At 61.1% G+C, this 21,513-nt stretch carries 20 protein-coding genes; 8 read left to right on the plus strand and 12 right to left on the minus strand.

From position 1 onward, the window contains the following. The first annotated feature begins 12 nt into the window (after positions 1–12). Positions 13–1,323, plus strand: a complete 1,311-nt coding sequence (locus BLR69_RS06250; RefSeq protein WP_071495573.1) for an MFS transporter — start codon at positions 13–15, stop codon at positions 1,321–1,323. A 13-nt stretch (positions 1,324–1,336) separates the two neighbouring features. On the opposite strand, the gene BLR69_RS06255 is transcribed toward BLR69_RS06250, so the two are convergent. Then, positions 1,337–2,041: an SDR family oxidoreductase gene (locus BLR69_RS06255; RefSeq protein ID WP_071495572.1), complete on the minus strand. Its 705-nt coding sequence runs from the start codon at positions 2,039–2,041 to the stop codon at positions 1,337–1,339. Positions 2,042–2,141: 100 nt separating this feature from the next. Here BLR69_RS06255 and BLR69_RS06260 point away from each other — a divergent pair, with 100 nt between their 5' ends. The 3 genes from BLR69_RS06260 (at position 2,142) to rarD (ending at position 5,256) form a co-directional block, all read left to right on the plus strand. Then, entirely contained in the window at positions 2,142–3,044 is a 903-nt protein-coding gene (locus BLR69_RS06260; RefSeq protein ID WP_071495571.1) for a LysR family transcriptional regulator, read from the plus strand. 81 nt (positions 3,045–3,125) lie between these two features. Beyond that, positions 3,126–4,136, plus strand: a complete 1,011-nt coding sequence (locus tag BLR69_RS06265) for an aldo/keto reductase (protein WP_071495570.1) — start codon at positions 3,126–3,128, stop codon at positions 4,134–4,136. A gap of 238 nt (positions 4,137–4,374) precedes the next feature. Beyond that, a complete protein-coding gene (gene rarD / locus BLR69_RS06270; protein WP_071495840.1) occupies positions 4,375–5,256 on the plus strand; it encodes an EamA family transporter RarD in 882 nt (293 codons plus the stop codon). 57 nt (positions 5,257–5,313) lie between these two features. On the opposite strand, the gene hppD is transcribed toward rarD, so the two are convergent. Then, the gene (gene hppD / locus BLR69_RS06275) at positions 5,314–6,390 is read right to left on the minus strand and encodes a 4-hydroxyphenylpyruvate dioxygenase (protein WP_071495569.1); all 1,077 of its coding nucleotides are present in this window, start codon (positions 6,388–6,390) and stop codon (positions 5,314–5,316) included. Between the two features lie 246 nt (positions 6,391–6,636). Next, entirely contained in the window at positions 6,637–7,560 is a 924-nt protein-coding gene (locus BLR69_RS06280) for a DMT family transporter (RefSeq protein ID WP_071495568.1), read from the minus strand. Between the two features lie 78 nt (positions 7,561–7,638). Here BLR69_RS06280 and BLR69_RS06285 point away from each other — a divergent pair, with 78 nt between their 5' ends. After that, positions 7,639–8,526: a LysR family transcriptional regulator gene (locus BLR69_RS06285; RefSeq protein WP_071495567.1), complete on the plus strand. Its 888-nt coding sequence runs from the start codon at positions 7,639–7,641 to the stop codon at positions 8,524–8,526. Between the two features lie 204 nt (positions 8,527–8,730). Here BLR69_RS06285 and BLR69_RS06290 read toward each other — a convergent pair whose 3' ends face one another. The 5 genes from BLR69_RS06290 to BLR69_RS06310 are packed head-to-tail and all read right to left on the minus strand — an operon-like array spanning position 8,731 to position 14,469. Then, on the minus strand, positions 8,731–9,468 hold the full coding sequence (locus BLR69_RS06290) for a fimbrial biogenesis chaperone (RefSeq protein WP_071495566.1): 738 nt from the start codon (positions 9,466–9,468) through the stop codon (positions 8,731–8,733). After that, the gene (locus tag BLR69_RS06295; protein WP_166794299.1) at positions 9,465–10,493 is read right to left on the minus strand and encodes a fimbrial protein; all 1,029 of its coding nucleotides are present in this window, start codon (positions 10,491–10,493) and stop codon (positions 9,465–9,467) included. The genes BLR69_RS06290 and BLR69_RS06295 overlap by 4 nt, the downstream gene beginning before the upstream one ends. Beyond that, positions 10,490–13,063, minus strand: coding sequence for a fimbria/pilus outer membrane usher protein (locus BLR69_RS06300; protein WP_134434909.1), 2,574 nt, complete (start codon positions 13,061–13,063; stop codon positions 10,490–10,492). The genes BLR69_RS06295 and BLR69_RS06300 overlap by 4 nt, the downstream gene beginning before the upstream one ends. A 2-nt stretch (positions 13,064–13,065) precedes the next feature. Continuing rightward, positions 13,066–13,848 (minus strand): fimbrial biogenesis chaperone, encoded by a 783-nt coding sequence (locus BLR69_RS06305; RefSeq protein ID WP_071495563.1) that lies wholly within the window; start codon positions 13,846–13,848, stop codon positions 13,066–13,068. A 27-nt stretch (positions 13,849–13,875) separates the two neighbouring features. Continuing rightward, positions 13,876–14,469, minus strand: coding sequence for a fimbrial protein (locus BLR69_RS06310; RefSeq protein ID WP_169716625.1), 594 nt, complete (start codon positions 14,467–14,469; stop codon positions 13,876–13,878). A gap of 137 nt (positions 14,470–14,606) precedes the next feature. Between BLR69_RS06310 and BLR69_RS06315 the strand changes: the two genes are divergently transcribed. Together BLR69_RS06315 and BLR69_RS06320 are read left to right on the plus strand one after the other, a co-directional pair. Beyond that, positions 14,607–16,148, plus strand: coding sequence for an EAL domain-containing protein (locus tag BLR69_RS06315; RefSeq protein ID WP_071495562.1), 1,542 nt, complete (start codon positions 14,607–14,609; stop codon positions 16,146–16,148). A gap of 198 nt (positions 16,149–16,346) precedes the next feature. Next, positions 16,347–16,709 carry a histone-like nucleoid-structuring protein, MvaT/MvaU family gene (locus tag BLR69_RS06320; protein WP_071495561.1) on the plus strand — a complete coding sequence of 121 codons (363 nt, stop codon included), beginning with the start codon at positions 16,347–16,349 and terminating at the stop codon, positions 16,707–16,709. A 112-nt stretch (positions 16,710–16,821) separates the two neighbouring features. Here BLR69_RS06320 and BLR69_RS06325 read toward each other — a convergent pair whose 3' ends face one another. Further along, positions 16,822–17,358 (minus strand): DUF4946 domain-containing protein, encoded by a 537-nt coding sequence (locus BLR69_RS06325; RefSeq protein ID WP_071495838.1) that lies wholly within the window; start codon positions 17,356–17,358, stop codon positions 16,822–16,824. Positions 17,359–17,553: 195 nt separating this feature from the next. On the opposite strand from BLR69_RS06325, the gene gloA reads away from it, so the two are divergent. Next, positions 17,554–18,075 carry a lactoylglutathione lyase gene (gene gloA / locus BLR69_RS06330; RefSeq protein ID WP_071495560.1) on the plus strand — a complete coding sequence of 174 codons (522 nt, stop codon included), beginning with the start codon at positions 17,554–17,556 and terminating at the stop codon, positions 18,073–18,075. Between the two features lie 50 nt (positions 18,076–18,125). Here the strand turns inward: gloA and ahpF are convergent, their stop codons facing one another. The 3 genes from ahpF to BLR69_RS06345 all read right to left on the minus strand — a co-directional run bounded on the left by ahpF (position 18,126) and on the right by BLR69_RS06345 (position 21,460). Then, positions 18,126–19,691 carry an alkyl hydroperoxide reductase subunit F gene (gene ahpF / locus BLR69_RS06335; protein ID WP_071488244.1) on the minus strand — a complete coding sequence of 522 codons (1,566 nt, stop codon included), beginning with the start codon at positions 19,689–19,691 and terminating at the stop codon, positions 18,126–18,128. A gap of 128 nt (positions 19,692–19,819) precedes the next feature. Then, complete coding sequence (gene ahpC, locus BLR69_RS06340) at positions 19,820–20,383, minus strand: alkyl hydroperoxide reductase subunit C (RefSeq protein WP_071495559.1); 564 nt, start codon at positions 20,381–20,383, stop codon at positions 19,820–19,822. Between the two features lie 144 nt (positions 20,384–20,527). Next, positions 20,528–21,460, minus strand: coding sequence for a site-specific integrase (locus BLR69_RS06345; RefSeq protein WP_071495558.1), 933 nt, complete (start codon positions 21,458–21,460; stop codon positions 20,528–20,530). Between the last annotated feature and the right edge of the window lie 53 nt (positions 21,461–21,513).

Genomic DNA, 21,513 nt, shown 5'->3' on the forward strand with positions numbered 1-21,513 from the left:
AGAGAGACTCCCATGTCACAGAGCGCCGCAGCCACACTGGCCACCGATGACGATAAAAACGCCATCTACAAGCGCATTACCCTGCGCCTGATCCCCTTCATTTTCATCTGCTATCTGTTCAACTACCTCGACCGGGTAAACGTCGGCTTTGCCAAGTTGCAGATGCTCGACGCGTTGAAATTCAGCGAAACCGTGTACGGCCTCGGTGCCGGGATCTTCTTTATCGGCTACGTGCTGTGCGGCGTGCCGAGCAACCTGGCGTTGACCAAATTCGGTCCACGCCGCTGGATTGCGTTGATGATGATCGTCTGGGGCACGCTGTCCACCTGCCTGCTGTTCGTCAACACGCCGACGCACTTCTACACCCTGCGCCTGTTCACCGGTGCCGCTGAAGCGGGCTTCTTCCCCGGCGTGGTGCTGTACCTCTCGCAGTGGTTCCCGACCTTCCGCCGTGGGCGGATCATGGCGCTGTTCATGTCGGCTATCCCGGTCTCCGGCTTGCTCGGCAGCCCGTTCTCGGGCTGGATCCTCAACCACTTTGCTGCCGGCCAAGGCGGCCTTGCCGGCTGGCAGTGGATGTTCCTGCTGCAAGGCATCCCGACCGTGATCCTGGGCGCCCTCGCCTACTTCCTGCTCAGCGACAGCTTTGCCCACGCCAAGTGGCTCAAGCCCCACGAACGCGCGGTGCTGGAAGCCGACCAGGCGACCGACCTGGCCAACAAGCCGAAGACCACCACCGACTCGCTGGCCGAAGTGTTCAAGAACCCCGCAATCTGGGCGTTCGGCCTGATCTACTTCTGCATCCAGAGCGGCGTGTACGCCATCAATTTCTGGCTGCCGTCGATCATCAAGAACCTGGGCTTCAGCGATAACCTGGTGATCGGCTGGCTCAGTGCAATCCCCTACTTGCTGGCAGCGGTATTCATGCTGCTGGTGGGTCGCTCCGCCGACTTGCGCAAGGAGCGCCGCTGGCACTTGGTGGTACCGATGTTGATGGGCGCTATTGGCCTGGTGATTGCGGTGAACTTCGCCACGACACCGGCGATTGCGATCCTCGGCCTGACCATCGCGACCATGGGGGCGCTGACCGGCCTGCCAATGTTCTGGCCGGTGCCCACCGCTATGCTCAGTGCAGGCGCGGCGGCAGGTGGCCTGGCATTGATCAACTCCATGGGCCAGATGGCCGGCTTCCTCAGCCCCTACATCGTGGGCTTTGTGAAGGATGCCACCGGGTCCACGGATGTGGCGCTGTACTTGCTGGCGGCGGTGATTGTCGCCGGCAGCGTATTGGCGTTGCGGATGACGCGTACCCTGAAGGCTTAGGTCGCTGCGGCAATCAGAGCAGACCGCCGCCGTCGATATCGATCACGGCGCCGGTCATAAAGCCATTTTCCATGGCCAGCACATACCCCGCCGCCACTTCCTCTGCTTGCCCTACTCGCCCGACCGGCAGCGCGGCGCCGGCCTTGGCAAACATCGCCAGGCGCTGCTCCTCTGCAAGCCCGGCATACGCCGGTGTATCGATCACCCCTGGGCTGATCACGTTGACCCGTCGCGGTGCCAACTCCTTCGCCAACTGCTTGCCCAGCGCTTCGGTGGCGGCGTTGATGCCGGTCTTGATGAACTGGCCCGGCGCCAATTTACGTCCCAGTTGCCCGGAGGTCAGGCTGATGCTGCCCTGCTCATCCAGGAATGGCAGCGCCAGTTGGATCGCCCGCAGCGAGCCCCAGAGTTTTACGTTGAAGTTGTCCTGGGCCTCGCTCAGATCGGTTTCGATCAGGGGCTTGGCACGCACGGTTGGCCCTGAGGTGTAGACCAGGTGATCGAACCGCCCCACGCGTTCGAACAATTGTTGCAAGGACCCTGCGTCAGTGACGTCCACCGGTTCGCTGCGCAGGCCGTTTACCACGCCGCTGGTCAAACGCCGTCCAGCCAACACCACCTGTGCACCCCGCGCAGCAGCGGCCTTGGCCACGGCCGCGCCGATTCCGCTGCTGCCGCCAATCACGATGACGGTTTTGCCGTTGAGGGAAGAAGTCATGGGGAAATTCCTGATCGATAAAGTGAGGGTTCATCTTCCCAGCTTGGCAATCGACGAAAAATCCCGGTAAAACGACAAGATCTTTAAAGGATTTTTACAAATGAGCTCGACCCTCGACCTTGAAGTCTTTGTGCGCACCGCCGACACCGGCAGCCTGTCTGCCGCCGCCCGCGGGCTCGGCTTGACCCCGGCCGCCGCGAGTATTGCCCTCAAGCGCCTGGAAACCCGCCTGGGCATTCGCCTGCTGGCGCGCTCCACCCGCAGCATGCGCCTGACCGAAGAAGGTCGCCGCTACTTGGAGAGCGTGCGCGTAGCACTGGAAGCGCTGTCCGAGGGCGAACAGGCGATCAAGCAGCAGGGCCAGAGCCTAAGCGGTTTGCTGCAACTGGCAGCGCCCTCGGACTTCGGGCGCAATGTGCTGCTGGGCTGGCTGGATGCGTTCAAGCTCGAACACCCGAACATTCGCCTGCAATTGCTGCTCAACGACAGCAATGCCGACCTGTTCCGCGACACCGTGGACATTGCCCTGCGCTTTGGCGTCCCACGGGACTCCAGCCTGGTGGCGCTACCGGTGGTACCCGACCACCACCGCATCGCCTGTGCCAGCCCGGATTACCTGGCGCGTCACGGCACGCCCCGGACTCCGGCCGATCTGGCACAACACAACACGCTGCGCTACATGCGTCAGGGCCGCGCCAACACCACCTGGTATTTCCGCCAGGGTGCGGTACTGCAAGAGGTCGAGGTGTCGGGCGATTACTTGAGCGATGACGGTGAAATCGTACGGCGCTGGGCGTTGGCTGGTCACGGCATCGCCTACAAGGCCAACCTGGATATCGCCCAGGACATCCAGGCCGGACGGCTGGTGCCGTTGCTGCCGGATTGGCAAGGGGAGCCCACGCCGTTCAACCTGATGTGCCCCCACCGTCTTCAAGTATCGGAACGGGTGAAGGTGCTGCATCGTTTTTTACAAGCGCGCTGCAAGACCCTGCTGAGTCCATGAAGAAACGCGCCCAGGGCTTGTCCCAGAGCGGCCGAGTCTGGTATTGCATGGGGTACGTTCCCCCGCCTTGAGGAGTTATCCATGATTTACCGCACATTGGGCCAGTCCGGGTTGAAGGTCAGCGCCTTGACCCTGGGCACCATGATGTTTGGCGAACAGACCAACACCGAGGACTCGCTGCGCATCATCGACAAGGCCTGGGACCAGGGCATCAATTTCATCGACACGGCAGACGTCTACACCGGCGGACGTTCCGAGGAAATCGTCGGCGAAGCCATCGTGCGCAATCGCCAGGATTGGGTGGTGGCGTCCAAGGTCGGCATCGGCCCGGTGGACGGTTTGCCCAACCGCAGCGGCTTGAGCCGCAAGCGCATGTTCAACGCGCTGGAAGCCAGCCTGACCCGGCTCGATACCGATTACCTGGACATCTACTACCTGCACCGCGAAGACCACAACACCCCGCTGGAAGTGACGGTGTCGGCGATTGGCGACCTGATCCGCCAGGGCAAGATCCGCTACTGGGGCCTGTCGAACTATCGCGGCTGGCGCATTGCCGAAGTGATTCGCGTGGCCGAACGCCTGGGTGTCGACAAGCCGATCATCAGCCAGCCGCTGTACAACATCGTCAACCGCCAGGCCGAAGTCGAGCAGATCACCGCGGCGGCCGCTTACGGCCTGGGTGTGGTGCCTTACAGCCCATTGGCCCGTGGCGTGCTCAGTGGCAAATACGCGCCGGACGTCACTCCCGAGGCCGGCAGCCGTGCGGCGCGCCAGGACAAACGCATCCTGGAAACCGAATGGCGCGTGGAATCGCTGCGCATCGCCCAGCAGATCCAGCAATACACCCAAGGGCGTGGCGTGGGGATCGTGGAGTTTGCGATTGCCTGGGTATTGAACAATTCGGCGGTGAGCTCGGCGATTGTCGGACCGCGCACCGAGGCGCAATGGGATGCCTACCTTGGGGCGTTGGAGGTGAAGATCACGGCGGAGGATGAAGCGTTCATCGATTCGCTGGTGACGCCGGGACATTCGTCGACGCCGGGGTTCAATGATGTCGGGCATTTTGTGTCGGGGCGCATCGCCCAACCATAACGACGCCCACCCTGTAGAAGCGAGCTTGCTCGCGAAGAACGCACAGACAACGCTGGCTATCTGAAGCGCTGCGTCATCGTTGACGCTTTTTCGCGAGCAAGCTCGCTCCTACAGGGCGCTAACCAGAAATTTTGCTGAAAAATGCCCCAAAACAGCGCAACCCTCTCGCGCTAAAAGCACCATAATCCCCTGTTCAAATCACCCTCTTTTCGTATCAATGGTTCTTCGCGAGGACAGCGTGTCTAAAGGTGTCGTGTTATCGGTCTTGGCCTCGGTGCTGTTTGCCGTGATGTATTACTTCACGTCGCTGCTCACGCCCTTGAGCGGCCTGGAAATTTTCGGCTGGCGCATGTTGCTCACCGTGCCGTGCATGACGGTGTTCATGATTGTCAGTGGCGAATGGCGACGAGTGTGGGAGCTGCTGCGGATGCTGGCTGCCAGGCCCGCATTGATTGGTGGTGTGCTGGTGTCTTCCGCCCTGCTGGGCGTGCAGCTGTGGCTGTTCATGTGGGCACCGCTGAATGGGCGCAGCCTGGATGTGTCGGTGGGTTACTTCCTGTTGCCGCTGACCATGGTCCTGACCGGCCGCCTGGTATGGGGCGAACAATTGTCGTACTTGCAACAGATCGCCGTCTTTTTTGCAGGCCTGGGGGTGCTCAACGAGTTGTACCAGGCTGGCGGGTTTTCCTGGGCCACGCTGGTGGTGATCATCGGCTATCCGGTCTATTTCATCGTGCGCAAGTACCTCAAGACCGACCACCTGGGCGGCCTCTGGCTGGACATGGCGTTGATGCTGCCGGTGGCCTGGTGGTTTGTGCAAAGCGGCGAGCAAGGCTTTGCGGTGCTGGATGCGCACCCCAAGCTGTACGCGCTGATTCCGATGCTGGGCCTGATCAGCGCTTCGGCGCTGGTGAGCTACATCATCGCCAGCCGCTTGCTGGCATTCAGCCTGTTCGGGCTGCTCAGCTACGTTGAGCCAGTGCTACTGCTGGGGGTGGCGTTGATCCTGGGTGAAGGGATCAAGGGCGGCGAATGGCTGACCTATATCCCGATCTGGCTGGCGGTGATGGTGCTGGTGTTCGAAGGCTTCAAACACCTGGTACGCCAGCGCAAAGCCTGACGCGCAGGCAGCAAAAAGCCCGGCCAGGTTACCCTCGGCCGGGCTTTTTTGTGTGCGTCAGTCGGTGGTCAATACGCCACGACGCACCTGATCACGCTCGATCGACTCGAACAACGCCTTGAAGTTGCCCTCGCCAAAACCATCATCGCCTTTACGCTGGATGAACTCGAAGAACACCGGCCCCATGAGGGTTTCCGAGAAGATCTGCAGCAGCAGGCGCTTGTCGCCTTCAACCGAGGAACCGTCCAGCAGAATGCCGCGTGCCTGCAGCTGATCCACCGGCTCGCCGTGGTTCGGCAAGCGGCCTTCGAGCATTTCGTAGTAGGTGTCCGGCGGCGCGGTCATGAAGCGCATGCCGATCTTCTTCAGCGCGTCCCAGGTCTTGACCAGGTCGTCGGTGAGGAACGCCACGTGCTGGATGCCCTCGCCGTTGAACTGCATCAGGAACTCTTCGATCTGCCCGGCGCCCTTGGACGACTCTTCGTTCAGCGGGATGCGGATCATGCCATCCGGGGCGCTCATGGCCTTGGACGTCAGGCCGGTGTACTCGCCCTTGATATCGAAGTAACGCGCTTCACGGAAGTTGAACAGCTTCTCGTAGAAGTTCGCCCAATAGACCATGCGACCGCGATAGACGTTGTGGGTCAGGTGGTCGATGACCTTCAGGCCGGCGCCCACCGGGTTGCGCTCCACGCCGTCGAGGTAGACGAAGTCGATATCGTAAATCGAACTGCCTTCGCCGAAACGGTCGATCAGGTACAGCGGCGCGCCGCCGATGCCCTTGATTGCCGGCAGGTTCAGCTCCATCGGGCCGGTTTCGATGTGGATTGGCTGGGCGCCCAGTTCCAGGGCGCGGTTGTAGGCTTTTTGCGAGTCCTTGACACGGAACGCCATGCCGCACACCGACGGGCCGTGTTCGGCCGCGAAGTAGGAGGCGATGCTGTTGGGTTCGTTGTTGAGGATCAGGTTGATCTCGCCCTGGCGGTACAGGTGCACGTTCTTGGAACGGTGGGTCGCAACCTTGGTGAAACCCATGATCTCGAAGATCGGCTCCAGGGTACCCGGCGTCGGCGACGCGAATTCGATGAATTCAAAGCCCATCAGGCCCATTGGGTTTTCGTATAGATCTGCCATGATTTGGCGCCTCATCATTCTTGTGTTTTGAAGGTTTCAATTGCCAGCAAGGATGAGGCGCACGGGCGGCGCACAGGAAAGACCTCGCACACTGCGGGCGAGGAAGTCACCAAAGATGAGGGGGGAGCCGAGTAGCTTCATGATGTCATCGGTCTCTGACGGCTTAGGCTTGCGTGAGCGCAAGTCCATATTATTGTATGCGTAAATCGATTCTACACAGCGTAACCACGTTTGTCCGTACTCTTATCAAATCCCCATTCCCCGCACCGGTGCAAGGGGTTTATTGCACAGGTAGATGCCCGCCAGGATGACCGCCCCGCCCAGCAGCATCGGCACGGTGAAAGGCTCGTCCAGCAGCACGGCGCCGCAGATCACCGCCGTCAGCGGATTGAGCGCGATGAACACGCCGCTGCGGGTCGCGCCAATACGCCGGATGCCATCGTAATAGCCGATATACGCCAGCGCCGAGCCCAGTACGCCGAGGTAAAGCAGGCTGTACAACTGCGGCAGGTGGATAGCATTGAGCGCAACCAGCGTCAGCCGTCCGCTCAGCAGCGTGGTGGCCGTGAGCATCAGCGTTCCCAGCAACACCGACCAGGTGACGGTCTGCAAGGGCCCCAGGCTCTGGTTAAGCGTGCGTGCGCCCAATGAATAGATGCCCCACCCCGCCACGCAGCCGGCGATCAGCAGATCGCCGCGCCAGGCGTCGGTCGCACCCTGCAGCCCCAGTGGGTCGCGCTTGACGATGACAACCGCCGCGCCCGCCAGGCACAACGCAATTCCCAACGCTTTGCCAGGCCCCAGGCGCTCCTTGAATAACAGGCAGGATGACAGGCCAATCACCGCTGGGTTCAAGGCGACGATCAGCGACGCCCGTGAGGCGCCGATGTACTGCAAGCCATAGAAAAAGCACAGGTTGTAGAAAAAGATGCCGAAAAATCCCAGCAATGCCAGTCGCCCCAACTGCGGCAGGTTTGGACGTGCCAGGGGAATGCGCGCAAACGCCATGAACAGCAACAGCGCGACGCTGGCCAGCACAAAACGCAGGCTGGCCGCCAGCAGCGGGTCGACGGCACCGGACAAGTAGCGCCCGGCGACGAAGGTGCCGCCCCAGATCATGGAGACGGCAGCGAGCTTCAGGTAGGTCAAACAATCGGTGGAAGGTTTCATCGGGGTATTGCTCTGGCGTTGGACGGGTTAGCCTAGTGTTTGCCCAATACCTGATCATCGTAAAATGAGTAAACACTCATGACCCTGACCCAACTGGAAATCTTCTCTCTCGTCGCTGAGCTGCAAGGCTTTACCCATGCCGCCAACCGCCTGGGTATCAGTCAATCGGCGGTGTCCCATGCCATCAAGGGTCTGGAGCAGGAACTGGGGGTGGAGTTGTTCCGTCGGCATCAAGCCCATGTGGCGTTGACCGACATCGGCGAACAATTGCTGTTGCGCGCCCGCGCCATGCTCGGCCTGGCCAACACCCTGGAGCAGGAGGCCGCCGATGCCCGGGGCTTGAAGCGCGGCACGCTGCGTATCGGCTCCTTCGGGCCAACGTCGTCCAATCGGCTGTTGCCGCAGATTCTTCGGCCGTTTCGCCAGGCCTACCCTGACATTGAGGTGCATGTGGATGAAGGCCCGGACCGCCAGGTCATCCAATGGCTGGATGAGCGGCGCATCGACGTGGGCTTCGTGGTGCTGGAGCAGGAGCGGTTCGACACCTTCGCGTTGTTCACCGATCAGATGGTCGCGCTGTTGCCGGCCAACCATCCCCTGGCCGAACACCCTGCCCTGCGCCTTGAAGACCTGTGCGAGACGCCCTTCATCCTGACCGAGGCCGGCTCGTCGGAGCTGGTCTCACGCCTGTTCGCCAGCGCCCGGCTGGCGCCGAAGGTGCGTTACCGTTACGCGCAACTGCTCAGCACACTGGAAGCGGTGAGCCGTGGCGATGGCGTCAGCGTGGTGGCCCAGGGTTCCCTACCGGCCACACCCGACCCGCGTTATGTGGCGCGCCCACTGGCACCGGGCATTACCCGTTCGATCGGCCTGGCAGTCCTGGATCGCCGCCAGGCGTCGCCCGCCACCCTGGCGTTCATACGCGTGGCGCAGGGCCTGGACTTCGTACCTGTCGCACCGTCATAGCGAGCCCGTTCAAGGTCTTTAGGCAGAACAGGCGATAAGTACCCTGTGGCGAGCGGGCTTGCTGTGGTGAGCGGGCTTGTCCCGCGTTGGAGTGCGTAGCGCTCCCAGCTTTTTTGGGGCTGCTTCGCAACCCAACGCGGGACAAGCCCGCTCGCCACAGTTGCAGTGTTCGCCATTAATGAAAGACGTTGAAAGGGCCTACCGTTACAGCGGCTGGCGGTGATGGCGCAGCGCTCCGCTGTCATCCACGGTACTGAAGCGCAAGCTGGTACCGCCGGATGGCGCCTTCAGCACCGTGTCGAAGTACAAGCGAGTAGCAGACCGCGGGGCGATCATGGGTGGGTTGTGATGTGGGTATTCGACGCTTTCGACAACCAGTACCACCGACGCCAGGGTCACGTGAAACGCGCTGGGGTTGCGCACTTGCACAACTGTTCGCTGCCCGCCGATCAGGTGCCAGGCCAATCCGCTCGCGGCATCCGTTGCGTCGTTGGCAAGCGCCAGCGGTCGCAGGAACAGCTTGATCCGCGTCCGAATCGCCCATTGCAGGGTATTGCCGCCCGTGGTGTCGGTGGCAGAGGGTCGAACACTCAGCACGTTGAGCCAGTACAGCGCTTCCTGGTCGGCAATCGGCACAGGAGCTTCGCTTGGCTGGTAGACAATACGCAACGGCGTGCCTTTGCCCGGGTCGATGCGCTTGATCGGCGGCATGAGGGTGAACGGCACGTCGCTGTATTCCGGCGGCAACTGCGCGTCACCGGTATCGATCCAGGCCTGGACCAGCCTCGGGCTGTCGGCTTCATTGGTCAGTTGCAGGCTCACTTCACGGGTGCTCATGGGGTAGATGATGCGTGTACGGTCCAACACCACGTCACCACTGGCGATGGTAGCCCACAACATGCTGAAACACGCCGCCGTCCAGCAGAGTAAGCCCGTACTCATCGATAACTCAGGGTGAACGTCGCCTGCCCATTGGCCGTACCGGCCTGGATGCGTGCAGCCGTTTGCACGTAGCGTGCCGTGAGTGGAATGGTAAAGGTGCCGTTATCCGTGGTGCCCGCCAACCACTGGTTGGGCGTGCCGATTGCGCTGGAGTCCGGACCGTAGCTCAACAATCGCTCCTGGTGCAGCAACTGCAGGGCCACGCCCCGGGCCGTCGACTCCCCAGTGAGTGACAGGCGATTGCTGCGATTGGCCGGTGCGGTCTGGTCGGTCAGGGTCACCAGCACATCCAGGCTGGCACCGGTGCCGCCGGCACATTGCAACATGATGGTCTCGGTGACGGCTCCGGCGGTGCTGCCGATGCCGCTGAAATCACGCGCCGACACCGTCCCCAGGCGCATTGCCAGGCTGGGTGTCGAGACGGAACAGGTCGGTTTGCGCGGCGGCCCGATCAACGTGCTGCCCAGGGTGATCATGTGCTCGCCCGTCGCCGAGCGAACGGCGAAGCGGGCGATCGGGCGGGAGGCAATAAGGCCGCCCTGGATAGGACCGGTGACAAAGAAAAACAACCGCCCCCGCAAGCCCCAGCTCGGTATCCCCGGGTATATGGGTGGATGCAAGACGCTGATACCGGTACTGACCGCCTGGGGTGACCTGTTGTCACGGTCTTCGGCAATCATGCCCATCCCGACTCCCGTGACACCGGTGCGGTAGATGGGCATCCGCACCCCGTAATGAAAAAAGAAGCTACCCGTGAAGTTCAGGTCACTGCTCAGGGATATGTAGCTCCAATACTCACTGAACACATCGTCGTATCGGCAAACCATCGCGTTGGGGACGTCGAACGTATAGCCATCCGGGTTGCCCAGTACTTGCCCTGGACTGGGGTTAACGGGCAGCGGGTCGATGGCGGGCACGTTGATCAGTGTCGGGGCGGCGGCATCGCAGTCGCCACCCGCCCAGGCCACGGGCAGTGTCAGTGCCGTTAACAGCAGCGCCAGGACACAGGCGGCAAGGCGCTTCATGGGATGGCCACGCATCGACCTTCCCACACCTGCGCGCTGCGCTGGCGCTCGGCGGAAGGCCTGGACGGCAATTGGTAGACAATGACGCAACGTCCATCCGCTGCATCGCTCCAGCGGACGGTGAGCTGGCCGCTGTCGCTGATATCCCTGACAAATGCCTTGCTCGCCTGCCCCACTACTCCGACTTCGCGCCCTTGTTCATCGAACACCTGCGCGGCAAACGGCAAGGGCTTGCCGTTGTCCCGGCGCGCCTTGACGATCACGGCGCGACCGCTGGCGACCTTGAAGCGCAACAGCGTCAATGCGCCCAGGGTGGGCACGACACTTTGGCTGGACTCCAGCAACTCGACGTCCACGGGCATGCCATTGGGATCAAGCGTCACCACATTGCGACGGAACGCTTGCAGATTGGGCGCCACCGCATAACCACCCGCGCCGATACGCGCGTTGCCGTTGTTGAGTGCCGCCCCCTGCGCGTTTGGGGCGTGTACCAGGGCGGCGGATTCGCCCAGGCTCTGGGACAGGATCAACCCGTCTGGATGAGCGACCAGCGCGCCATCCGCGCTGAATGCCAGTTGCGCACCCTGGCTGGATTGGCCATAACCCAGGCGCATCGCCACGGCCTCACCGCGATAGCCGGTGTAAGCATTCACTGCGCTGGCCCGTGAACCTGCCGCCGTGCTGCGGCTGGCCCAGACGCCATAGTCTGCGCTGGCGTCCTCCCCCAACAGGCCATTGATACCCAGTTGTTGCTGGCTGCCGCGCCGGTCGCCACGGTCCCAATGCTGGGTACTGCTCAATGTGGGGGCGCGCAGTCCCGCACCCACCGGCATCGACAAAGTCAGGGTGATGCGGTTATCCAGCCGCCCGCGCTGGCCAACATCACCAAAGAAGAGCGCGTCGCTGTGTTCCCTCGGGCTGCGCCGCTCCTCGTCGCGCAGGCGAGTGTCTTCGATACGTGAACGCTGCATCGAGACATTCCAACCCAGGCGTTTCCAGGTAGCCCCATAGCTCACTGAAAAGGTGGTCTGGCGCCCCTGCTGCCGCCGCCAATAGGCGGTGGAACTGCCGGACAGGGTTAACGTGCCACCGCCCAATTGCTGGCTGACATTCAGATCGAGGCGGCTTTTCTGCCTGGCCAATCGGTCCGCGCCATAGCCTTTTCTCAGGCCTTCCTGTGCGCTCAAGGCATCGTACAAACTGAAATACCCCGGCGTGGAGTATCGGTACATGCCCAGTGCGAAGTGAGTACCGGAGGTCGGCACGCTTTTGTAGTAACCCAGGCCCAGGCTGTGCCCCGAGCGGTTGCCCTGCCCGTCCAGCTGTGTGCGGGAGCCGGTGGCATCCAGGGACCATACGCCCAGCGCAGTGCTTGCCGCGACGCCCAATTTGCCCTGGTGATAGCCCTGGGTGCCGGTGCCGCCACCGTACACCGTCAGCCCGTCCGCCACACCGTGGGCAAGCGTGCCCTGCACCATCGCTGGCATGCCTGCGGACACGCCGAGCTGGTTCACCTGCCCCATGCTCACATGATACTGGCGAGCCCCGGCCCGCAATAACAGCGGGGTCGCGGAGTACGGCACCGTGAACGTGTTCCGGCGCCCATCCACCTCGGTCACGCTGACGGTCAAGTCACCGCCATACCCGGTGGCTGGCAGGTCATTAATCTCGAACGGACCTGGCGCCACCGTTGTCTCGTAGAGCGTGTAGCCATTCTGGCGAATGGTCACGGTGGCATTGCCTTCTGCCACGCCACGCACCAGGGGCGCATAACCTTGACGGGACGGGGCCATCATCCGCTCGTCGCTGGCCAGGGTCAGGCCCCGTACGCGTACGCCTTCCAGGATCTGCCCGCTGCTGAAACTGTCGCCGACTCGCAACTGCGCCTGCCATACCGGGAGGCTGCGTTGCGCAAAGGTCGAGGTGTTTTGATAGGGCGGCTGGCCGGTCGCGGAGTCCCAGGTCTGCGCGCCTTGGTGCCGCAGGCGCCACCGGCCGACGTTGAGGCCCGCATTCAGGCCCAGGTAAGCACGGTCGGTGCCCGTGCCCGCCGTCATGCGGGTGGTGCTGAGGGTGTAATTAAGCAGGCCGGCGTTGATGCCTTCATCCCAGTAGGACGGGTCGATAAAGCCACGGGGTAGTTGTCTGACGTACACCTGGGGCAGGCTCACCGTCCACTCCAGCGCGGCGGCGTCTACACGGCTTGTCGCCGCAGGCAGCCAATCCGCCAGCGCGGGACACTCGGACGCCTTGAGCAGCGTGCCGATGCGCTCCGGTGCGACACCGAGTTGCAGCAGCAAGTCGCGGTCGACACAGGGCACTGCATCGGCTTGCGCGTCAGAGGCCAGGAAGGTCACTTCGCGGCGGCCCATGGGCTGGCCGTTGACAATGATCTCCATAAGATGGGTGCCAGGGCTCATCAGGTCGTAGCGACTGAACCGAGATACATCGACGGCCGCGCCCTCGCTGGAAAAGGCTTGCAGGTCAAACACCGGCTCCGCGGCTGTCGCATGTTCAGTCGACGTCAATGCTGCACTGATCAGCCCGGCAAGCATCGACTGCCTGTTCACGGTCAAAGCCTCAGCGCAGCACGCTGCGGCGGTGAAAACGCGCCATAGTCGTTGATGTACTGGAAATGCACCTGGGCATCGGCCGGGATGTGCGGGGCGGCTTCGTGGACCACCAGGCGCAAGGTGTCGCCCGGCGCAACCATGCCGGTGTCGCCGCGCAACAGGCGGGCATCGGCCCGTGGCCCCAAGGCCAGCGCAACCTCTTTGAACGTGACATGAAAGGCCGACGGGTTATGCACCTCCAGCCCCTGTCCCCTCGCCGTCTTGTAGAGCGACCAGCGTAATTGCCGCGGAGCGTCATCGGGCTTCCCCGGCAGCTGGTCAGGACGGAAGAAAACTTTGGTGCGGATGCGGAACGCAAACCGGAGTTGATTGGCTTGCTCGTCGTCCAGCGGAGCCGATGAGTGAAACCTTGGCGGCACCTCCAGCACATTGAGCCAGAACAGTGTTTCGCGGTCTTTGGGCAATAGCTCTCGGGAATACACCAGGCGCATGGCGTGGCCCTTGCCTGCGTCGATACGGAACACCGGTGGCGAGAGGCTGAAAGGCACATGACTGTCTTCCGGCCCGGTCCGCCGATCAGCGGGCTCGACCCACGCTTGCACCAGGCGCGGTGCTGCGGCGTCTTCGTTGGTCAATTGGATGGTGATCTCAGCCTGGCGCTCAGGGTAGATATGGCGCGTTCCGTTGATAATCACGCCGGCATCGACCGTCACCGGTGCGCCGGGCAACAGTGCGGCCAGCAGCAATCCCAGGTAGCGCCGGGCCTTTGTCGAACACACCATGGCTGCGCACTCCTGTTCCCGGCTCGCTCAGGGAAAGGTCACGGAGTACTGCACCGCCGCCTGGACTGGCCCGTTGCCAGCCGCGCCAGTAGCAATGTACCGCGCTGCAAATGGCAACGTTGCAATGCCATCGTCCGGAATTGCGGGGGTGGATGTCGTCCCCAGCCGCAGGTCGATGGGACGGTTCACGGCCCCATCGATGATTTGCACCTCCACATTCGCCGCGCCGGAGGCGGCCGTGTTGAGCAGATTCCCCGTCAGCGGGTTGACCCCGGGGCTGGTGCTCTCGAACAACACCGCCACCGAAGACGCCGCGCAAGGGGATGCCGTGCCGCCAACATAGATGAAAAAAGGCTTGCTGCCGGCAGTATCCCCGGCAGCCTTCAGCGCGGAGGCTTGCACTTTCTCCAGCGCTACCGGAAAGCTCGCGCCGGCGCCCGGCCCAGGTCCGGTCCCCCCGGTAATCGGGCACGTGCTGCCAACAATATCGCCGCTGAGGGTGATGGTGCCGTCTGCTGCCATGGCAGGCCCGACGGTGATACCCATGAATGCGAGAAACGCCGCTGCCAGCCTTTTGCTTTTCATGATGAGTCCGCCTTGGAAAACCGACGTTTTGATCATAAGTAACGCCCGCAAGGCTGCCTACTGACCGAACGGCTAGGTAGCCCGAGCTTATTGCGGCGACTGCAACTATCATCGAATCTAGTCCGACTGCTGTGCTGACGGCTTTCTCATCTCGTAACAGGCTTTTATACCCCATGCCCCTGACCGTCCAAGGCCCGCGCAGCCGTGCCACCCGCAACCTGATCAGCGTGTTTTGCGCCATGGTGCCAGTTGCACTAGGCATGGCGATCCTCCATTGGCAAGCCGAACGCACCCTGGAACAAAGCACCACCCAGACCGCACAGGAAGCCGTGCGCCAATTCGATTTGATGCTCGATAACACCGCCCTCGCCGCCCAGGCATTGCTGCCGCTGGCAGGTCAACCGTGCGATAACGGCGCACAGCTGGCCTTGCGTGAACAGGTCACGCGCCGCCCCTTCGTGCGGGCAACCACCTTGTCCTGGCAGAGAAACATCTACTGCAGCTCGCTGTTTGGCGATCAATACGCGTCACCGGTCAATCCGGATGATTACGTGGATGGCAAGTTGTGGTTGATGAATGGCAACCCGGTGACACCGGATACCGCTCTGCTGGTGTACCGGCTGGTCGAGGGTGACAAGGCCACTTTTGCGTCGATCGACGGCTACCACCTGACCAACGCCCTGCGCCTGATCAGCCGTTACGCCGACCTGGTGCTGCAAGTGGGGACCCATTGGCTGGGGGCCGATGGAAAAGTGCATGACACAGCGGTTCCGGTTTTTGCCGTGGCCCACCATCATCTTGCATCCGCGCGTTATCACTACAGCGTCGACGCGGGCATGCCTGCCGGCGAAGTCTGGCGATACATGCAGGCACGATACCCGGCGTTGTTCAGCCTGCTGGTGTTCTTTGGGGTACTGGCTGGGCTGTTGGCGCATTGGCTGCAAAAGCGCTCTTCGGCCCCCACCCACGAACTGCAACGGGCATTGGGTGCCAACGAATTCATTCCGTACTTCCAGCCCGTGGTGCGCGGCGATACCCGTGAATGGGCGGGCTGCGAAGTGCTGATGCGCTGGCAACACCCCAAGGAAGGGCTGGTGCGACCCGATCTGTTTATTCCCCTGGCCGAGCATTCGGGCCTGATCGTGCCGATGACTCGTGCCCTCCTGCGCCAGACCGCCGCGCAACTGGCGCCTCATGCCACGCGTTTCAGCCCGGGATTCCATATTGGTGTGAATATCACCGCACGCCACTGCCACGACCTGGCACTGGTGGAGGACTGCCGCGAGTTTCTCGCCGCCTTTCCCGTGGGCCAGGTGACCCTGGTGCTGGAGTTGACCGAGCGCGAGCTGATCGAACCCACAGACATTACCCGCCGCTTGTTCGACGCGTTGCATCAATTGGGCGTGATGATTGCCATTGATGATTTCGGCACCGGTCATTCCAGCCTGGGTTATTTACGCAACTTCAATGTGGACTACTTGAAGATCGACCAGAGTTTTGTCGCCATGATCGGTGCAGATGCACTATCGGGGCATATTCTGGACAGCATCATAGCGCTGTCGGGCAAGCTCGACTTGGGCATCGTTGCAGAAGGTGTGGAGACGCGCGAACAGTGTGAATACCTGGCCGCTCAAGGGGTGGACTTCCTGCAAGGTTACCTGTTTGGAAAACCTTTACCCTGTGATGAATTTATTAAATCGCTGGCGCGTCATTGAATAGCCATGCACTACCTGCACTGAAATAGTTGGGTCTAGAGAAAAGACATGATTTACTCGTGACGCATTAACTACTACAATTTTTCCTGCCTGTGCAGAACTCGCGGGATGACTTCTTTCCTGGGTCGCCTTAAAGCGCTTGGCTTATAGCTTTGTCTGCAGTTGATATCAGCCAACTACACTATTGGAGTACAGATTTTGTCCAGACTCGCCGAATTTCGCGCAGCAGAAAAAGCCCTTCAAGAGCAGCTTGCCCAGCTGGAATCCCTGAAGAACGATGCTGGCCTGAAGAAAGAAATCGAATTCGAAGAAAAGCTTCAAGCCCTGATGAAGAGCTATGGCAAAGGCCTGCGCGACATCATTTCCATCCTTGATCCAAACCCGGGCAAATCCAGCGCCGCCGCTACCGCACCTAAACAGCGCCGTGCGCGGGTGGTCAAGGTTTACCAGAACCCGCACACCGGTGAACTGATCGAAACCAAAGGCGGTAACCACCGTGGCCTCAAGGCATGGAAAGAACAGTACGGCGCTGCCACTGTAGATTCCTGGCTTCGCGGCTGATCGTACCGGACTTATAAAGAGCCCCGCTGACGCGGGGCTTTTTTATTTTATCGGTTCGAAATCGAACTTAAATAACATTTCACTTTGTTCAAAATCGACAGGCCTCACGCACTTAAAGTTTCAGGCTGTCGCGCACCGAACTGACTTCTTGCTTGCTGGCTTCGTACGCCTCGGCCTGACCTGCGTATGAAAAAACATACGCCTTATCGGTATCAACCGCGCCCACCAATGTTTGCGAGAGCACGTGTCGCCCGTTCTCGGTTATCACGCAAGTAGTTTCCAACGCTTCAAGACGGCTCAATGTTGTAGCGTGCATCTTGCTGCACACGCTTTGATAACCACCTTGGGCGAAATCCTTCTGGATGGATTTGCGCATCTCCAGCAGTACGCCTTGAAGATTAACCTTATGACCAACTTCAATCGGCGTCCCGGTCAACTCCATGACCATCAGGGTCGTACCGTTTTCATCATTCTTGATTGCCCGCTGCCGCGACACTGCCTGGGGTTTGGCAGGTGCCTGGTCATCCGCCACGACTTCTTCAACCTGCCACCCACTAGGCCAATGAATTTCGGGCTCGGCGGCCACTACGCAGGAACTGCCCAACCACAAGCACAGCATGCTCAACAGCGGTTTACGAAATTCGGTCATTACGAAAAACACCCAAGGTTCAATGGCCAAAGTTTGAGCCCCAGCCTCCACAGGCCGCAAGGCCTGCGTGGCTTTTTCATCTGGCGACCGGACCGAGCCTTGCGTATCATGGCCCGGCTGCACGGATGCCAGCCGCAAGCCAAGGAACCGCTCACATTTCAGAGCCGCGTTTGCCCCATTTTTTCTGGAGGGCCCATGAGCCTGCACGAACTGAACACCTTCCCGGGCGTCACTGCCCAACCTGATACCGCCACCGCGAACTTCGTGTTCAACCACACCATGCTGCGGGTCAAGGACATTACCAAGTCGCTGGACTTCTACACCCGCGTCCTGGGCTTTTCCCTGGTTGAAAAACGCGACTTCCCGGAAGCCGAGTTCAGCCTGTACTTCCTCGCCCTGGTGGATAAGTCCCAGATCCCGGCCGATGCTGCCGCGCGCACCCAATGGATGAAGTCGATTCCAGGCATCCTGGAACTGACCCACAACCACGGCACCGAAAACGACGCCGACTTCGCCTATCACAACGGCAATACCGACCCGCGTGGCTTTGGCCATATCTGCATCTCGGTGCCGGATATCGTCGCCGCCTGCGAGCGCTTCGAAGCCCTGGGCTGCGATTTCCAGAAGCGCCTGAGCGATGGCCGCATGAAGAGCCTGGCGTTCATCAAGGACCCGGATGCGTACTGGGTCGAAATTATCCAGCCCGCGCCGCTGTAACGAAAAAACCCCATGATCGCTCATGGGGTTTTTCATTTGCGCGGCCGTCCTTACGCCGGGGCAGAAGTCCGGATCAGGTGGTCGAACGCACTCAGGGAAGCCTTGGCACCCTCGCCCACCGCAATCACGATCTGCTTGTAAGGCACCGTCGTGACGTCACCGGCAGCGAACACACCCGGCAGTGACGTCTCGCCACGCGCATCGACGATGATCTCGCCGCGAGGCGTCAGTTCCACGGTGCCTTTGAGCCAGTCGGTGTTGGGCAGCAGACCGATCTGGACAAAGATACCTTCCAGGTCGATGGTCTTGAACTCGCCGCTGTCCCGGTCCTTGTACGCCAGGCCGGTGACTTTCTGGCCATCGCCTTTCACTTCGCTGGTCAGCGCGCTGGTGATGACGTCGACGTTCGGCAGGCTGTAGAGCTTGCGCTGCAACACAGCGTCGGCGCGCAACTTGCTGTCGAACTCGAGCAAAGTTACGTGGCTGACGATACCAGCCAGGTCGATCGCGGCTTCCACGCCGGAGTTGCCACCGCCGATCACTGCCACACGCTTGCCCTTGAACAACGGACCGTCACAGTGCGGGCAGAAGCACACGCCCTTGGCCTTGTATTCCTGCTCGCCCGGGACACCCATTTCTCTCCAGCGAGCGCCGGTCGCCAGGATCACGGTCTTGGACTTGAGGGTCGCACCGCTTTCGAAGCGAATTTCGTGCAGGTCACCGGCGTTTTTCGCCGGGATCAAGGCACTGGCGCGCTGCAGGTTCATGATGTCTACGTCGTACTGACGCACGTGGGCTTCCAGGGCGCTGGCCAGTTTCGGCCCCTCGGTTTCCTGTACCGAGATAAAGTTCTCGATGGACATAGTGTCCAGCACTTGCCCGCCGAAACGCTCGGCGGCGACGCCGGTGCGAATACCTTTGCGTGCCGCGTAGATCGCAGCCGACGAACCGGCTGGGCCGCCGCCGACGACGAGCACATCGAAGGCCTCTTTGGCGCTGATTTTCTCGGCGGCTTTTTCGATGCCGCTGGTGTCGAGCTTGGCGAGAATCTCTTCCAGGCCCATGCGGCCCTGACCGAAGTTCACACCATTGAGGTACACGCTGGGCACCGCCATAACCTGGCGTTCGTCAACCTCAGCCTGGAACAGTGCACCGTCGATGGCGACGTGGCGGATGTTCGGGTTGAGCACGGCCATCAGGTTCAACGCCTGGACCACGTCCGGGCAGTTCTGGCAGGACAGCGAGAAGTAAGTCTCGAAGCTGAACTCGCCTTTGAGGGCGCGGATCTGTTCAATCACTTCGACACTGGCCTTCGACGGGTGGCCACCGACTTGCAGCAGGGCCAGCACCAGCGAAGTGAATTCATGGCCCATGGGGATGCCGGCAAAACGCAGGCTGATCTCGGCACCCGGGCGGTTAATGGAGAACGAAGGCTTGCGCGCATCGTTGCCATCGGTTTTCAGGGTAATCAGCGTCGTAAGGCTGACCACGTCCTGCAAAAGAGCAAGCATTTCCTGGGATTTCGCGCCGTCGTCGAGGGAGGCGACGATCTCGATCGGCTGGGTGACCCGTTCCAGGTATGACTTCAACTGAGCTTTAAGATTGGCGTCCAACATACGGGCGATTTCCTGTTCATTCGGTTTATTGCAGACAAAAAAACGCCCGAGCGAATTTCGCCCGGGCGTTTTTGGGGGCGGATGCAGCTTACTTAAGTGCGGATTCCCGCCCTTGAGACTTCACAGACTTAGATCTTGCCGACCAGGTCCAGGGACGGAGCCAGGGTGGCCTCGCCTTCTTTCCACTTGGCTGGGCACACTTCGCCTGGGTGGGCAGCAACGTACTGAGCGGCCTTGATTTTGCGCAGCAGCTCGGACGCGTCACGGCCAACACCGCCGTCGTTCAGTTCAACGATCTTGATCTGACCTTCCGGGTTGACAACGAAAGTACCGCGGTCTGCCAGGCCAGCTTCTTCGATCAGTACGTCGAAGTTGCGGGAGATGGTCAGGGTTGGGTCGCCGATCATGGTGTACTGGATCTTGCCAATGGCTGGCGAAGTGTTGTGCCAGGCAGCGTGGGCAAAGTGGGTGTCGGTGGAAACGCTGTAGATTTCGACGCCCAGCTTCTGGAATTCGGCGTAGTTGTCAGCCAGGTCTTCCAGCTCGGTTGGGCAAACGAAGGTGAAGTCGGCTGGGTAGAAGAACACAACAGACCACTTGCCTTTCAGGTCAGCGTCAGACACATCTACGAAGTTGCCGTTTTTGTAGGCGGTAGCTTTGAACGGTTTTACTTGGCTGTTGATGATAGGCATCGTTGACTCTCCGTCAGGTTTGTAGAAGGGCTTTGTAAGTTGATGAGGTGAATCCTACCCACTCTCTACGCCGATGGCTCATTGGCAAACCTGATGCTGACGATTGGTTTTCCCTATCAGGTGACTGTATTAATAGAAGAAATCTCAAAGCAGCGGCTGGCTCGCCAGGGTCATGCCGAGAAAGGGCGTCGCTTCAACATAGCGCATGGCGGATTTCATGTCGCTCCAGCCGACGTAACTCATCAACGACTTCAAATCCCAACCGCTGCGATGAGCCCAGGTGGCAAAGCCCCGGCGCAGCGAGTGGCTGGTGTAGTGCTCGGCGGGGATGCCGGCACGCTCCAGGGCCTGGCGCAGCAACGGGATCACACTGTTGGGGTGCAAGCCCTCCTCCCCCAGGTTGCCCCAGCGATCAATCCCGCGAAACACCGGGCCACGTACCAAAGCCGAGGCACTGAGCCACTCGCTATAGGCCTGCACCGGGCACAGGCGCAACAGTGCCGGGGTGTGATAGGTCTTGCCGAGATTGTCGCGGTCGCTTTTGCTGCGGGGTAGGTACAGGCTGATCCCTGCACCGGGCATGGCTTGCACATGCTCGATAGAGAGCCGGCACAGCTCATCGCTGCGAAAGCCACGCCAGAATCCCACCAGTATCAGCGCGGTATCACGCTTGGCACGCAGCAATCGGGGCTGGTCCTGTGTTAGCACCGCCTCTTTCGCTTCAGCATCAAGAGAAGCAACGACCTGCTCCAGATGCTTGAGCTGCAACGGTTCGGCTTGCTTTTCCTGCGCTGGGTGCACAGCACGAATGCCCTTGAGTACCTTGCGCACCACGGGCGCCTTGGTGGGGTCAGGAAACCCCTGGCTCGTATGCCATTGCGCCAGTGCCGAGAGCCGCAACTTCAGCGTGTTGACTGCCAGCAAACCGGCATGGGCGACCAGATAGCGCGCCACGCTGTCGCTGGTCGCCGGCAGGAACCCGCCCCAGCTCACTTCGAAATGCTCGATTGCCGCGCGGTAGCTACGCCGCGTGTTATCGCGGGTGGCAGCGTTGAGGTAACGATCCAGATCGCTCATCGGAAGCCTATTCGTACTGCTGGTTGCGCTTTCGCGGTTTCACGACGTGTGAC

The sequence above is a fragment of the Pseudomonas azotoformans genome (genome assembly GCF_900103345.1).
Lineage (GTDB): Bacteria > Pseudomonadota > Gammaproteobacteria > Pseudomonadales > Pseudomonadaceae > Aquipseudomonas > Aquipseudomonas azotoformans.